At 47.0% G+C, this 13,940-nt stretch carries 17 protein-coding genes; 15 read left to right on the top strand and 2 right to left on the bottom strand.

The genetic code is table 11. The annotated features are described in order from the left end of the window. Positions 1-100 precede the first annotated feature (100 nt). The 10 genes from safA (at position 101) to yajC (ending at position 7,399) form a co-directional block, all read left to right on the top strand. Complete coding sequence (gene safA, locus ABDB98_RS12690; protein ID WP_438420316.1) at positions 101-1,306, top strand: SafA/ExsA family spore coat assembly protein; 1,206 nt, start codon at positions 101-103, stop codon at positions 1,304-1,306. A 145-nt stretch (positions 1,307-1,451) separates the two neighbouring features. Continuing rightward, complete coding sequence (locus ABDB98_RS12685; protein ID WP_438420315.1) at positions 1,452-2,045, top strand: YhcN/YlaJ family sporulation lipoprotein; 594 nt, start codon at positions 1,452-1,454, stop codon at positions 2,043-2,045. 124 nt (positions 2,046-2,169) lie between these two features. Beyond that, complete coding sequence (locus tag ABDB98_RS12680; RefSeq protein ID WP_412676892.1) at positions 2,170-2,289, top strand: hypothetical protein; 120 nt, start codon at positions 2,170-2,172, stop codon at positions 2,287-2,289. Between the two features lie 166 nt (positions 2,290-2,455). Further along, entirely contained in the window at positions 2,456-2,932 is a 477-nt protein-coding gene (locus ABDB98_RS12675) for a BofC C-terminal domain-containing protein (RefSeq protein ID WP_438422145.1), read from the top strand. 134 nt (positions 2,933-3,066) lie between these two features. Next, the gene (gene ruvA / locus ABDB98_RS12670) at positions 3,067-3,672 is read left to right on the top strand and encodes a Holliday junction branch migration protein RuvA (RefSeq protein WP_003152683.1); all 606 of its coding nucleotides are present in this window, start codon (positions 3,067-3,069) and stop codon (positions 3,670-3,672) included. A 10-nt stretch (positions 3,673-3,682) separates the two neighbouring features. Further along, positions 3,683-4,687, top strand: coding sequence for a Holliday junction branch migration DNA helicase RuvB (gene ruvB / locus ABDB98_RS12665; protein ID WP_045926484.1), 1,005 nt, complete (start codon positions 3,683-3,685; stop codon positions 4,685-4,687). Further along, positions 4,680-4,880 (top strand): DUF2905 domain-containing protein, encoded by a 201-nt coding sequence (locus tag ABDB98_RS12660; protein ID WP_003152687.1) that lies wholly within the window; start codon positions 4,680-4,682, stop codon positions 4,878-4,880. Before ruvB ends, ABDB98_RS12660 begins: the two co-directional genes overlap by 8 nt. 25 nt (positions 4,881-4,905) lie before the next feature. Continuing rightward, the gene (gene queA / locus ABDB98_RS12655; protein WP_016938803.1) at positions 4,906-5,934 is read left to right on the top strand and encodes a tRNA preQ1(34) S-adenosylmethionine ribosyltransferase-isomerase QueA; all 1,029 of its coding nucleotides are present in this window, start codon (positions 4,906-4,908) and stop codon (positions 5,932-5,934) included. A 27-nt stretch (positions 5,935-5,961) separates the two neighbouring features. After that, a complete protein-coding gene (tgt, locus tag ABDB98_RS12650; RefSeq protein WP_016938804.1) occupies positions 5,962-7,107 on the top strand; it encodes a tRNA guanosine(34) transglycosylase Tgt in 1,146 nt (381 codons plus the stop codon). 31 nt (positions 7,108-7,138) lie between these two features. Beyond that, entirely contained in the window at positions 7,139-7,399 is a 261-nt protein-coding gene (yajC, locus tag ABDB98_RS12645) for a preprotein translocase subunit YajC (RefSeq protein ID WP_012118091.1), read from the top strand. A gap of 51 nt (positions 7,400-7,450) precedes the next feature. On the opposite strand, the gene ABDB98_RS12640 is transcribed toward yajC, so the two are convergent. Next, positions 7,451-7,837, bottom strand: coding sequence for a TIGR04086 family membrane protein (locus ABDB98_RS12640; RefSeq protein WP_016938805.1), 387 nt, complete (start codon positions 7,835-7,837; stop codon positions 7,451-7,453). Positions 7,838-8,002: 165 nt separating this feature from the next. Here ABDB98_RS12640 and ABDB98_RS12635 point away from each other — a divergent pair, with 165 nt between their 5' ends. Beyond that, positions 8,003-8,659, top strand: coding sequence for a DUF421 domain-containing protein (locus ABDB98_RS12635; protein WP_438420314.1), 657 nt, complete (start codon positions 8,003-8,005; stop codon positions 8,657-8,659). Positions 8,660-8,666: 7 nt separating this feature from the next. Here the strand turns inward: ABDB98_RS12635 and spoVB are convergent, their stop codons facing one another. Then, entirely contained in the window at positions 8,667-10,223 is a 1,557-nt protein-coding gene (spoVB, locus tag ABDB98_RS12630; protein WP_438420313.1) for a stage V sporulation protein B, read from the bottom strand. Positions 10,224-10,336: 113 nt separating this feature from the next. Here spoVB and ABDB98_RS12625 point away from each other — a divergent pair, with 113 nt between their 5' ends. The 4 genes from ABDB98_RS12625 to ABDB98_RS12610 all read left to right on the top strand — a co-directional run bounded on the left by ABDB98_RS12625 (position 10,337) and on the right by ABDB98_RS12610 (position 13,907). Further along, entirely contained in the window at positions 10,337-10,633 is a 297-nt protein-coding gene (locus tag ABDB98_RS12625) for a post-transcriptional regulator (RefSeq protein ID WP_016938808.1), read from the top strand. A gap of 36 nt (positions 10,634-10,669) precedes the next feature. After that, positions 10,670-12,889, top strand: a complete 2,220-nt coding sequence (gene secDF, locus ABDB98_RS12620) for a protein translocase subunit SecDF (RefSeq protein ID WP_438420312.1) — start codon at positions 10,670-10,672, stop codon at positions 12,887-12,889. Positions 12,890-13,019: 130 nt separating this feature from the next. Further along, the gene (locus tag ABDB98_RS12615) at positions 13,020-13,517 is read left to right on the top strand and encodes a cation:proton antiporter regulatory subunit (protein ID WP_438420311.1); all 498 of its coding nucleotides are present in this window, start codon (positions 13,020-13,022) and stop codon (positions 13,515-13,517) included. A gap of 63 nt (positions 13,518-13,580) precedes the next feature. Further along, on the top strand, positions 13,581-13,907 hold the full coding sequence (locus ABDB98_RS12610) for a LapA family protein (RefSeq protein WP_016938811.1): 327 nt from the start codon (positions 13,581-13,583) through the stop codon (positions 13,905-13,907). Positions 13,908-13,940 lie beyond the last annotated feature (33 nt).

Here is a 13,940-nt window from a genome sequence, read left to right as displayed (position 1 = left end):
ATTTTTTATCATCATGCCCAGCTCGCCTGCATATAGTGTGAAGAAACGTATTGTAATGACAAATGTACCGTTCACGTTTTGTGCATAGGAGGGGAAAACGTTGAAAATTCATATCGTTCAAAAAGGCGATTCGCTCTGGAAAATAGCTGAAAAATACGGAGTTGATTTTGAAGAATTAAAGAAATTGAATAATCAGCTGAGCAATCCAGACTTAATTATGCCTGGAATGAAGATAAAGGTGCCTTCAGAAGCCGTTCCGGTCAGAAAAGAACCAAAGGCAAACTTCGGAACGTCTGCGCATAAGCATGAGCATCCATATGCTAAAGAAAAACCGAAATCAGTTGTGGATATCGAAGACACCATACCGGAAGAACCAAAGCCGTCAATTCCGTATGTGCCGCCGATCCCTGAAAAGCATGAAAATGTGCTGCCGGAAGCTGATATGAATCAGTATTATCCGACCAATCAGCTGTTTCAGCCGTGGTCGCCTCCTAAGCCGGAGGAACCGGTGACACATTTTGTCGAGCCGAAAGAAAAAGAGCATGACAATAACATTCCACAACAGGAGGAAATGATCAACATGGAAAACGCGAATTACCCGAATATGCCAAAGGCGCCTGAAGCCGGAAAGATGGAAGAAGAAAACGCAGCTTATCATCTGCCGAACATGCCAAACATCCCGAATGTCCCATTTCCGAATATGCCGGCCGTTGAACCGCCTTTTATGCATTACCCGATTCCGTGCATGCCTTGTCCTTGTCCGGTTCCGGTGACACCGATGCTGCCGGGTTCGGGATTATGCCATCCGTGCTTCCCGGTAGGCGGAGGTTTCGGCGGTTTTGGAGGAGGTTTTGGAGGCTTTCCGGTAATGCCGATGCCGTTACCGTACGGATTCCATCATCCGGGATTTGGGCCGCAAGCGGGTTACGGTGAATATGAAAACCTGGCCCATGAAAATGCAGAGCATTTTGATGGTTTTGCATCTGGTTTCGGCGGTGCTCCGTACGGACATATGCCGTATTACGGCGGATATTCATCACATTACGCAAACGAGCCTCATCACGATGGAAAATTTAAGGACGATGATTGCGGCTGCAATGATTCGCATCATCACCATCATCACCACCACGGTTCACATCATCATGGTTCACATCACCATCACGCCAATATGCCTGTGCAGCCATATCCGAATGTGGGCGCAAGTGCCGGATATTTTATGCCTTACGGCGGAGCAAATCCCAATGCCGCGCCGAATCAGCCGAGTCCAAATCAAGTATTCGGACGGCCGGAGGAAGATGAAGACTAATGTATCGGGACGATGTATGTCGTTCCTTTTTTTATGTCCGAAGAAGACTGGACATAACTGACAAGCTTAAACCCGCCGTCGGCCGCACATCCTAAACATGAGCGGAAACGCTCACACAGCGATGAATCCACGGGGGGTTTTTCCATTGGGCAAAAAACTGATGACAATCGCAGGCGTTTTAGCCGTAACTGCAAGTTTAACGGCATGCGGAGCAAATAATGCCATGAATGACGGACGCTACAATCAGACAACACGTCCGGTCGGGTATTATTCAAATGACAATGATAACGGCAGACGCCAGTACGGAATGGACCATCAAGGACCTGTTTCCGAAATGATGGAGAACCGAAACGGCCGCCGGGATACGACAAACGTATCTTACCGAAATACGCCGAATAACGGGGTTCCGTTAACAACGGACGGCACATATAACGGCCGCAACGCCAATACGCCGCCGGCCGCTATGTCTTATAATGGGTATGACAATGCCGAAAACATCAGAATGGCGGCGAAAATTGCAAACCGCGTGAAAAAAGTAAAAGGCGTACAGGATAGTCAGGTCGTCGTGACTGACACAAGAGTCGTCATTGCTGTCAGAACAAATCATCCTTTTACGAAAAATGATGATCAACATGTCAAACATGCAGCCAAAAAATTCGCGGACGGCCGCGCAATTCAAGTATTTACTGATAACGCCACTTTTACAAAGCTTCAAGACATGAACAAAAACAGCCGTTAGACGGGACTGCCGGATGATTTCATCCGGCAGTATTTTTTTCATCATTTCTTTACATAGTCTTAAAACGCTCTTTATATTGCGCTGTTAACATAAAAGCTAAATAAAACGTAACGGAGGAGCCGGGATGAAAAAAACGGAGCGCGACAAAAGCCGCGGGACAAAAACTGTGTATTTGACCGTAAGAGGATATCGACTCAAACTGACGCCCGGACAGATGAAACTGATATCAGCCGGCCGGGCATAATAAAGCGGGGCAGCCTTTATTAGAGGGCTGCTTTTTTTTTCGGCGAAGCAGTCAAAAGAAAGAAAACGGTTAAGCACCGGTATCTTTGGTCAAACTAGCATCAAGAGTTTGATTGAATAAAGAGGTGTTATTGGTGAAACGAATTTGCGGTGGGCGTCTTTTATTTATGTTTATCTTATCAGCTGCAGTCCTGATTTGCGGAGGAAACGATGCATACGGGGCAGAGGTCGAGCATTACGGGCCGCTTCGGGTGCACGTCCAGCTGGAAAAGGTCTATCTTGACGGTGATGTCGGCATCGAACATACGGATGAAACCGTTTTGGCGATGGAAGACTTTTGGGCCGCATACGCCGGCTGGACGCTCGTTGAGCAGAAAAAAGGCTTCGTTCTTTTCCGTAAGCATGTTGATGATATTTCTCCGCTCAGTAAGGTAAACGGTTATATCGGTGTCACGGACGGAGGGGTGATTTCCACTTTTCACGGCCGTCCCGGATCGCTGTCGGAGCCGATCCAGTCTTTCTTCCAAATTGATTTAGAGCGGTTGGAAAGCCGATTGCAAAAGCATTTGGAACACGGCATACCGTACAGGACAAAAGCGGAGTTTGAGAGCGTGATCGATCATATTAAGACTTACAGCGGCTGACTTTGACGCAAGACATGTGACACATGTCTTTTTTTTCTGAACGGAAGGTGTCAAAGCGAACATACGTTAACTTTTCTATAAGACTTTGGCTGTTTTTGTGTTACAATGATAAGCAGTCAAAGAGGTGAATAGGTGTGATTGAATTCGTGAAGGGGACGATTGATTACGTATCTCCCCAATACATCGTGATTGAAAACGGCGGAATCGGCTATCAGGTCTTCACCCCGAATCCGTTTATTTATAAGGTAAGCAATCAAGAGACCATTTTTACGTATCATCATATAAAAGAAGACGCCTTTTCTCTGTACGGCTTTTCAACCAGGGAAGAAAAAGCGCTTTTCACAAAGCTGCTGAACGTCACCGGCATCGGGCCGAAAGGGGCGCTCGCCATTCTCGGTTCCGGTGATCCGGGAGCCGTCATCGAAGCGATTGAACAGGAAGATGAAGCCTTTTTAGTGAAATTTCCGGGTGTGGGCAAAAAGACGGCGCGGCAGATTATTCTTGATTTAAAAGGCAAACTGGCCGATGTCGTGCCTGAAATGATTGACAATCTGTTCAATCATGAAGCGCGCATTGAAAAACAAGAGGCTGAAACGGCGCTTGACGAGGCGCTTGAAGCGCTCAGGGTTCTCGGCTACGCCGAAAAAGAAATTAAAAAAGTGCTTCCTCACTTAAAAGAGGAAACGGCGCTTTCAACAGATCAATATGTGAAAAAAGCATTGCAAAAATTATTAAAGTAAGGTGATGTTCATGGATGAACGGCTCGTTTCAAGTGAAGCAGACAGCCATGAATCAATAATCGAGCAAAGCCTCAGGCCGCAGAATCTCGCCCAGTACATCGGCCAAAAGAAGGTGAAAGAAAATCTGCGCGTGTTTATCGATGCGGCGAAAATGAGGCAGGAAACGCTTGACCACGTTCTTTTATACGGGCCTCCGGGTCTCGGAAAAACAACGCTTGCGTCGATCGTGGCCAATGAGATGGGTGTAGAGATGCGGACGACGTCAGGGCCGGCCATTGAAAGGCCGGGAGACCTGGCAGCCATTCTGACGGCGCTTGAACCCGGAGATGTGCTGTTTATAGACGAAATTCACAGGCTGAACCGTTCAATTGAAGAAGTGCTGTACCCGGCGATGGAGGATTTCTGCCTTGATATCGTCATTGGTAAAGGCCCGTCCGCCCGCTCCGTCCGTCTTGACCTTCCGCCTTTTACGCTGGTAGGAGCGACGACCAGAGTGGGATTATTGACCGCACCGCTCAGAGACCGGTTCGGGGTGCTGTCGCGCCTTGAATACTATACGCAGGAAGAGCTGACAGATATCGTGTCACGAACGGCTGAAGTATTTGAAGTGGATATCGAAGAAGCGCCGGCTCTGGAAATTGCCAGACGGTCAAGGGGAACGCCGCGGGTTGCAAACCGGCTTCTCAGAAGGGTGAGAGATTTTGCCCAGGTGCTCGGCGACAGCCGCATCACGGAAGAAATCGCTCACGACGCGCTCGAACGTCTTCAAGTCGATGCGCTCGGCCTTGATCATATTGACCATAAGCTGCTGATGGGCATGATTGAAAAATTCAGCGGCGGTCCGGTCGGCCTTGATACGATTTCCGCGACAATCGGCGAAGAACCGCATACAATAGAGGATGTGTACGAACCGTATCTGCTGCAGATCGGATTTCTTCAGAGGACGCCGAGGGGACGGGTCGTGACCCCGGCTGTGTATGAGCATTTTCGATTGGAGGCGCCCGCCTGTGACTGATTTTCCGAAGGTTCTCATGGTTCTCGGTGCTGTTTTGCTTATTGCCGGCGCAGTCTGGCACTTTGTCGGACGGCTGCCCGGAGATATTTTCGTTAAAAAGGGAAATGTCACATTTTTCTTTCCCGTTGTTACTTGTATTGTAATCAGTGTGATACTATCCATCCTGCTCAATTTTTTCGGCAGAATGAAATAACAATAGACAGAATAAAGGTGAAATGATGAAAGTCGATTTATTTGATTTTGAACTGCCTGAACGCCTCATTGCCCAAGTGCCGCTGAAAGAGCGTGACGCATCGCGGCTGATGGTGCTTGACAAACAGACGGGCGGGCTGACGGACAGTTCATTTAAAGAGATTGTCAGCTTTTTTAAAGAAGGGGATTGCCTCGTCTTGAACAATACCCGTGTGCTCCCTGCCAGATTATTCGGCACAAAAGAAGATACGGGAGCGAAAGTGGAGCTCCTGTTATTAAAACAGGAAGAAAATGATACATGGGAAACGCTTGTAAAGCCGGCGAAACGCGTAAAAAAAGGAACGGTCCTGACATTTGGGGACGGCCGGCTGACAGCGGTCTGCACGGAGGAACTTGATCACGGCGGCCGGAAAATAGAATTCCGGTATGACGGGATTTTTTACGAAGTGCTTGAATCACTCGGTGAAATGCCGCTTCCTCCTTACATTAAAGAGCAGCTTGATGATAAAGAACGGTATCAGACCGTCTTTTCAAAAGAAATCGGGTCCGCCGCAGCTCCGACTGCCGGACTTCATTTTACGGAAGAGATTCTGGACGAGCTGAAGCAAAAGGGTGTGCGGATTGAATTTATCACCCTGCACGTTGGACTCGGCACATTCCGCCCAGTCAGTGCGGATGATGTGGAAGAGCATAACATGCACGCGGAATTTTATGAAATGACGGAAGAAACCGCCGCCTCTTTAAACGAGGTCAGAAAGTCGGGAGGGCGCATCGTGTCGGTCGGGACGACATCAACGCGCACCCTTGAAACCATTGCCGGCGAGCATGACGGCGTATTTACCGCTTCAAGCGGCTGGACGTCGATCTTCATTTATCCGGGATATGAATTTAAAGCGATTGACGGCATGATCACCAATTTTCACCTGCCGAAATCTTCGCTTATCATGCTTGTTTCTGCGCTTGCCGGCAGAGAGCATGTACTTTCCGCCTACCGTCATGCGGTAGAAGAGGAATATCGTTTCTTCAGCTTTGGCGACGCCATGCTGATTATCTAATTTGAATGACAGGAGGCCTCATACAAAGTGGCTGAACAACCGATACGTTATGAATTTATAAAGGAATGCAAACAAACGGGAGCGCGTCTGGGCAGAGTTCATACGCCCCACGGCTCCTTTGAAACGCCTGTATTTATGCCGGTCGGCACGCTTGCTACGGTAAAGACGATGTCTCCGGACGAGCTGAAATCTATGGATGCGGGTATTATTTTAAGCAATACGTACCATTTATGGCTCCGCCCCGGACATGACATTGTAAAAGAAGCGGGCGGGCTTCATCAGTTTATGAACTGGGACCGCGCGATTTTAACGGATTCCGGCGGTTTTCAGGTCTTTTCATTGAGCAAGTTTCGTAATATAGAAGAAGAAGGCGTACATTTCCGCAATCACTTAAACGGAGACAAGCTGTTTTTATCTCCGGAAAAAGCGATGGAAATTCAAAACGCCCTCGGTTCTGATATCATGATGGCGTTTGATGAATGTCCTCCGTATCCGGCAGAGTATGATTACATGAAACGCTCTGTGGAACGGACCAGCCGCTGGGCGGAACGCTGTCTGGAGGCGCACGGGCGCTCTGATGAGCAGGGGCTGTTCGGAATCGTACAGGGCGGAGAGTATGAAGATTTGCGGACACAAAGTGCCAAAGACTTGGTTTCACTTGATTTCCCGGGTTATGCCATAGGCGGATTATCTGTCGGCGAGCCAAAGCACGTCATGAACAGAGTGCTTGAGTTTACAACTCCGCTTTTACCGAAGGACAAGCCGAGATATTTAATGGGTGTGGGTTCACCGGATGCCTTAATTGACGGCGCCATCCGCGGCGTGGATATGTTTGACTGCGTACTGCCGACCCGGATTGCCCGAAACGGCACGGTGTTTACGAATGAAGGGCGCCTGAACATGAAAAACGCCAAATATGAGCGCGATTTCCGACCGATTGACGAAGAGTGCAGCTGTCATACATGCAAAAATTACTCCCGTGCTTACATCAGACATTTGATCCGCTGCAATGAAACGTTTGGAATTCGATTAACAACTTACCATAACCTTCATTTTCTGTTACACTTAATGGAGCAGGTCAGACAAGCTATCCGAGAGGATCGTCTTGGTGATTTCCGAGAAGAGTTCTTTGAGCGTTACGGCTATAATAAGCCAAATGCGAAAAGCTTCTAAATAAAAACCATTTTTGAAAGGAGGGAAACAGATGGGTACTTTAGGCACAATCGTTCCTATTATTTTGATGTTTGCAGTGCTTTATTTCCTGCTCATCCGTCCGCAGCAAAAGCAGCAGAAGGCCGTACGCCAGATGCAGGAAGAGCTGAAAAAAGGAGATTCAGTGGTGACAATCGGAGGATTGCACGGCACTGTTGAGTCAATTGATGAAAGCAAGGTCGTCATTAAAACAGGTGATAACACCCGTTTAACATTTGACCGCCGCGCAATCAGAGAAGCTTCTGCTGAATAACAGCGAAGCTCATACATACTAAAAAAGAGCGGAGAATCCGCTCTTTTTTTATTACGCTGATCTGCTGCCCTTCAAATTCACTCCGAAAATCCCACCCAGCATACTGACTCCCAAAAAGCCGAGATGAAACAAAAGCTGACCGGATGTAAATGATTTTCCGAACCCTAAATATTGAAAAAGCAAGATGATTAATGAGAAACAAACGGCGGTTAACGCTCCGATCATCCAGCCTTTTTCTTTTGCTTTGCCGCCGGAAATAAAACCGCCGGCAAATAAAGAAAGAAAAGAAAGCGCGGTGACCAGCCAGCTGAAAGATGACTCTTCCATTGAGGTAACCGTCAGCAGCAGTGAAATCGCCAGACTCGTAAGAAGCATCACTGCAAAGATAGCCACTAAGCCGTATAAGACGCCTTTACCCACTTGTTTTGTTTCTTCCATTTTGATCTCCTCTCCGCTCTGGGCCTGACATATGACAAGCCGGAGCCCGTCTTTTTCTAAATGTATTCTCTGAATGTTCGGATTAGACGTAAAAGCATCATGTTCAGTTCATTTCTTACATAAAACAGAGCGGATCGCAAATGCTATGAACGTTGGAGGTGCGATATGGGAGATATTTTCATTATTACGATTCGTACGATAGTGCTTTATATCATCATTCTTGTGATTTTCAGGCTGATGGGAAAGCGGGAAATCGGAGAGCTGAGCATTTTGGATTTTGTCGTTTCCATTATGATTGCTGAGATAGCGGTGTTAGCAATTGAAAATGTAGAGGATCAGCTTTTGCATACCATTGTGCCGATTGTCATTTTAATGATTATTCAAGTAAGCCTTGCTTTTATTTCGCTCAAAAGCCAAAAAATACGGCAGCTGCTTGACGGCAAACCCACTATTATCATTAAACAGGGAAAAATCGACGAACGTGCGATGAGGTCGCAGCGCTACAATTTTGATGATCTTCTTATGCAGCTGAGGGAAAATAACATCGAGAGAATCTCTGACGTGTCATACGCCATATTAGAGTCGTCGGGAAAGCTGTCAATCGTCAAAAAGAAAAACAATAAGGATAAGCAGATGGAAACACCGCTCATCGTCGATGGAGTCGTTCAAAACGAGCATTTAGACAGAATCGGGAAAGACAAACACTGGCTCGAAAAAAACTTAGCGAAAAGAGGATATCAGGATCTTTCGGAAATATCATTCTGCACGTTTACAGACGGGGCTTTTTTTATTGATATCAAAAATGAAAAAGGGGAGCCTTAAACCAGATTCACCGCGTCACAAACCGTCCGATGACCGGAATCCGGATCAGCTCCTCCCTTTTAATCAGCCTGAATAACAGCAGAAGCACAATGTATAGTATGACGGTCATGGCAATCCAGCCTGTAAGATTAACAGCCTCTGACCCTGAAAAATGAACGGCGCGCTTTATGAGTCGGCTCACATAACCGCAGATGAATATGACCGCAAAACAGAGCGCGTATTCTTTTATTTTAATGCTGATCGGAAGCACTTTGCTTACAGTGGCCGCATGGAGAAGGGTGACGAGCACCATTCCCGTCACAATCGCCAATGCCGCGCCCATAATGCCCAAAGAAGGCCTGGTCGCCAGCACAAAAATAAGGCCAGTTTTAACAGCGGCGCCGATAAAACTGTTCATCATGGCGGCTCCGGCTAAATTTAGCGCCTGCAGCACCGCTTGAAGGGGTCCCTGAAAATAATAGAGCAGAAAAAACGGCGCCATGACTTTAATAAAAACCGCCGCATTAGTCGATCCGTACATGACGGACATCAGCTCATCAGCGAAAGAGAATAAAATAACCACCGAAATGCCCCCGCTTAAAAGACACAGCCTCATCGCCTGTTCCAGACGGTATTCGACAACCTGCAGCTTTTTTTGCTCCATTCCTTCACTGATCGCAGGAACAAGGGCCGTTGACAGAGAATAAGTTATAAAGCTGGGCAGCGTCAAAACCGTCATGGCAAATCCGGTCAGCTCCCCGTACTGGCTGGTGGCAGCAGCGGTGGCGACTCCTGCAATTGCAAGGCTCTGCGCGACGACAATAGGCTCAAAAAACCAAGACAAGTTTCCGATGAATCGGCTTCCGGTTGTCGGGAGCGATACGCTCATCAGCTGACGAAAGGTCTCTTTTCCATTTGCAATCGATTTGAAAAATTGTTTTCTGATTCTGATTGTTTTTTTAGCTTTGAAACAAATGAATAAATAAATAAGAGAGGCGAGCTCTCCGATGACAGATGAAATCATGGCTCCGGCTGCGGCATATTCAATCCCGTACGGCAGAAACACTGTCGTGCAGACCGCGACAAGTGAAATCCGCACAATCTGCTCAAGCACTTGGGAAAATGCCAGCGGGTTCATATTCTGCCTGCCCTGAAAATAACCGCGCAGCACGCTGGAGATTGCGATAATCGGCACGACGGGCGTAATCGCCAGAAGCGGGTAAACCGTGCGTTGATCAGTCAGCATCGTTTCCGCCATAATCGGCGCAAAGCATAAAAACAGCGGCGTAAAGATGAGACTTAATACCCCGGTGATGGTAAGCGACATCACTAAAATGTGTTTCATTTTCTGCCGGTCCCCCCGGGCGCTTGCTTCAGCGACGAGCTTGCTGATGGCAACAGGGAGGCCGAATTGGGTCAAAGTGGTGGCCAAGAAAAATGTCGGGGCAGCCATCATGTACAATCCGACCCCTTCTTCACCGATAAACCGGGCGATGACCACCCGATTGACAAAGCCGAGCATTCTTGTAATCATCCCGGCTGCGATGAGAATAAGAGTGCCCCTTAAAAAAGTCTGTTTTGCCATTTTATAACCCCTGCCTTCTCAAACTACCTGGAATCATATACAATAAAGATATGCGCCGATGTCGTCCGAGCATGACAAGTCTTCGAGAAAAAGGGAAAAAGGAGCGAGCGCCCATGGAGAAGCATCCCGCCGAAATGTATAAGGATCATTTGCGGCCTTTTTTGTACAGTAAACTTGAAGAGTTCAAAATCCTCGGATACGATGATGTTGAACACGAGAGTTTATGGTCATACCTCATACATAAAAAGTGGAAACAGAAAAAGGAAATGCCGCTGTATGAATTGGCCGGCGATATTTTATCAGTTAAAATTGGCGATTTTATGAACTATGCAACCGTTGAAGCTTTTAAGTCGTCTAATTGGCTGGAAAGCGATGAAGGTCAGGAAGCTTTGGATGAACTGCTGAGATAATGATTTGACGGCATAGGTTTAAGGAGGAAATACATAATGAAAAAAGGACGCTTGATTGCGTTTTTCCTGATCGTATTATTAATCGGCACAGGGCTGGGGTATTTTACAAAACCGGCTGCCAATAATATTACGTTAGGATTGGATTTACGCGGCGGGTTTGAAGTACTGTACGACGTGCAGCCCGTCAAAAAAGGCGATAAAATCACAAAAGACGTGCTCGTCAGCACGGTGCAGGCGCTGAACCGCCGGGCTAACGTTCTCGGCGTAAGCGAGCCGAACATTCAGATTGAAGGGAACAACCGCATCCGCGTACAGCTGGCGGGCGTCACGAATCAAAACAGAGCGCGCGAAATTCTGTCAACGGAAGCGCAGCTCTCATTCAGGGACACGAATGATAAAGAGCTTTTAAACGGCTCTGATCTCGTGGAAAACGGCGCGAAGCAAACTTTCGATCCGACAACGAACGAACCGATTGTCAGCGTGAAACTGAAGGATGCGGACAAGTTCGGAGAAGTGACGAAAAAGGTCAAGAAAATGGCGCCTAATAATCAGCTCGTCATCTGGCTCGATTATCAAAAAGGCGATTCATTTAAAAAAGAAGTCGGCAAAAAACATCCGAAATATGTATCCGCTCCGAATGTGAGCCAGGAATTAAATACAAAGGATGTCACGATTGAAGGCCAGTTCACCGTTCAAAAAGCAAAGGACTTGGCCAATATTTTAAACGCGGGCGCACTGCCTGTGAAACTGACCGAAAAATACTCTACCTCAGTAGGGGCACAATTCGGACAGCAGGCTTTACATGATACGGTCGAGGCCGGCATCATCGGGATTGCAATTGTTTTCTTATTTATGCTGCTTTATTACAGACTGCCGGGACTCATAGCGGTCATTACGCTTTCTGTATACGTGTATATTACGCTGCAAGTGTTTGACTGGATGCAGGCTGTGCTGACTTTGCCGGGTATTGCGGCGCTCATTTTGGGTGTCGGGATGGCGGTTGACGCCAACATTATCACCTATGAACGGATAAAAGAAGAGCTGAAACTCGGCAAATCCGTCCGCTCGGCTTTCCGTTCAGGAAACAGACGGTCATTTGCGACGATCTTCGATGCGAATATCACAACGATCATCGCAGCGGTCGTGCTCTTTATTTTCGGGACAAGTTCTGTAAAAGGGTTTGCGACGATGCTGATCTTGTCAATACTGACAAGCTTTATCACAGCTGTCTTCCTTTCAAGATTCCTGCTCGGCCTTCTTGTGGAAAGCAGATGGCTTGACCGGAAAAAAGGCTGGTTCGGCGTCAAGAAAAAACACATTATGGATATTCAGAAGACCGACGAAAATACTGAACCGCATACGGCATTCCAGAAATGGGATTTCACGAGCAAACGAAAATACTTCTTTATTTTCTCAAGCGCTGTAACCGTTGCGGGAATTATCATCTTGCTGATCTTTAAGCTCAACCTGGGAATCGATTTTGCAAGCGGTGCGCGGATTGACGTGCAGAGCAATCATGCTTTGACGGCGCAGCAGGTTGAAAAAGACTTTGACTCTCTCGGCATGGATCCGGAAAACATCGTGCTCTCGGGTAAAGAGAACCATGTTGCCGCAGCCCGGTTTGTCGGAGAGCCATCTAAAGAAAAGATCGCTGAAATCAAAACGTACTTTAAGGATAAATACGGAGCTGAACCGAATGTCAGCACGGTATCGCCGACAGTCGGAAAAGAGCTGGCCCGTAATGCCTTATATGCTGTCGCCATTGCATCAATCGGCATCATTATTTACGTGTCAATCCGTTTTGAGTACAGAATGGCTATCGCTGCGATTGTATCCCTGCTGTATGACGCTTTCTTTATCGTCGCGTTTTTCAGCATTACAAGGCTGGAGGTTGACGTAACCTTTATCGCCGCTATTCTCACCATAATCGGTTACTCGATAAATGATACGATCGTTACATTTGACCGGATACGCGAGCAGATGAAAAAACGCAAGCCGAAGTCATTTGCCGATCTGGAACACATCGTGAATCTGAGTTTGCAGCAAACCTTTACACGCTCGATTAATACAGTCTTGACTGTTGTGATTGTAGTCGTCGTGCTGCTTATTTTAGGCTCATCGTCAATTACGAACTTCTCAGTCGCCTTATTGGTCGGTTTATTGACGGGTGTTTATTCTTCTCTTTACATCGCTTCACAGCTGTGGCTTGTATGGAAAGGAAAAGAATTTAAAGGGAAAAAATCAATCGAAGAGTAAAATGGGAACAGGCTGTCTTGCAGAAGGCAGCCTGTTTTTTAGGCTGCGTTGAACTTAAAACCTGCATTTGCTATAATGACATACGCTTACATAATCAATCATCATTGTAAAAACATGTAGGAGGGTTCTTATGAATGTTCGTGAGTCGGAACTTCCGGGCATTGGCCAGAAAGTCGAAATCATTACGAAAAATCATGATAAAATCAGTATTATTCTCCATGATGACGGCAGAAGAGAGCTCTATTACTTCGATGAGAAAGACCATGACGAATGCTTGGCATCCGTTGAATTTAACGATGAAGAGGCAAGGCAGATTTCCGCTATTTTAGGCGGGATGACGTATAAGCCGAAAGCGCTGGAATCTGTGGAAGTTGCACTTGATGATCTCATTATTGAGTGGTTTAAAGCCGAATCCCGCGCACCGGCTGTCAGCCGCACAATCGGAGATTTGGATATCAAGAAGCATTACAACGTCCAGATTATTGCGATCGTTAAGAAAAACCGGCAAAAACAGCTGAGTCCCGGCATTGATACTGTGATTGAAGAAGGGGACACCCTCGTCTTATCCGGGGAAAGAAGCGGATTGAAAAGGTTGGTCCGTGAGCAGTTAACGGCCCGGATTTCCTGAGACCGGGGTTTAATCTCTGGAAAATGAGGGAAAAGATAAGAATTAATAATTGGGGGCTGACGTATGAATAAACAATGGACTATTATATTCGCTTTACTATTTACTCTGATTGTCGCCATTTTTGCTGTCATTAACGTGCGGGCGGTTGAGGTTGATTATCTGTTCGGCACCGCTGAATGGCCGCTGATTTTAGTCATTTTGGGCTCTGTGTTAATGGGAGCGCTGATCGTATTTTCAGCCGGTATATTTCAAGTGATGAAGCTGAAGCGGGAAATTAAAATGCTGCGGAAAGAAAACAGATCCGCTGCTGAATTGCCGGCTGATCCGGACGGCAGAAAACCGGCCGCACCGCCGGAAGAAATATTGGAAGAGAAAAAAGGATCAGAATAACATTTGAAACCCCTCAGTCCGCTCTAGTATAAT

The organism is Bacillus siamensis (assembly GCF_051628075.1).
GTDB lineage: Bacteria > Bacillota > Bacilli > Bacillales > Bacillaceae > Bacillus > Bacillus siamensis.
This window is presented reverse-complemented; position numbering and strand designations above follow the sequence as displayed.

Coding starts and splice junctions, on each gene's coding strand:
- ABDB98_RS12680 (WP_412676892.1), top strand. CDS start 2,170: ATGAAAAAAACGGAGCGCGACAAAAGCCGCGGGACAAAAACTGTGTAT.
- ABDB98_RS12675 (WP_438422145.1), top strand. CDS start 2,456: ATGTTTATCTTATCAGCTGCAGTCCTGATTTGCGGAGGAAACGATGCA.
- ruvB (WP_045926484.1), top strand. CDS start 3,683: ATGGATGAACGGCTCGTTTCAAGTGAAGCAGACAGCCATGAATCAATA.
- queA (WP_016938803.1), top strand. CDS start 4,906: ATGAAAGTCGATTTATTTGATTTTGAACTGCCTGAACGCCTCATTGCC.
- yajC (WP_012118091.1), top strand. CDS start 7,139: ATGGGTACTTTAGGCACAATCGTTCCTATTATTTTGATGTTTGCAGTG.
- ABDB98_RS12640 (WP_016938805.1), bottom strand. CDS start 7,837: ATGGAAGAAACAAAACAAGTGGGTAAAGGCGTCTTATACGGCTTAGTG.
- ABDB98_RS12635 (WP_438420314.1), top strand. CDS start 8,003: ATGGGAGATATTTTCATTATTACGATTCGTACGATAGTGCTTTATATC.
- spoVB (WP_438420313.1), bottom strand. CDS start 10,223: ATGGCAAAACAGACTTTTTTAAGGGGCACTCTTATTCTCATCGCAGCC.
- ABDB98_RS12625 (WP_016938808.1), top strand. CDS start 10,337: ATGGAGAAGCATCCCGCCGAAATGTATAAGGATCATTTGCGGCCTTTT.
- secDF (WP_438420312.1), top strand. CDS start 10,670: ATGAAAAAAGGACGCTTGATTGCGTTTTTCCTGATCGTATTATTAATC.
- ABDB98_RS12615 (WP_438420311.1), top strand. CDS start 13,020: ATGAATGTTCGTGAGTCGGAACTTCCGGGCATTGGCCAGAAAGTCGAA.
- ABDB98_RS12610 (WP_016938811.1), top strand. CDS start 13,581: ATGAATAAACAATGGACTATTATATTCGCTTTACTATTTACTCTGATT.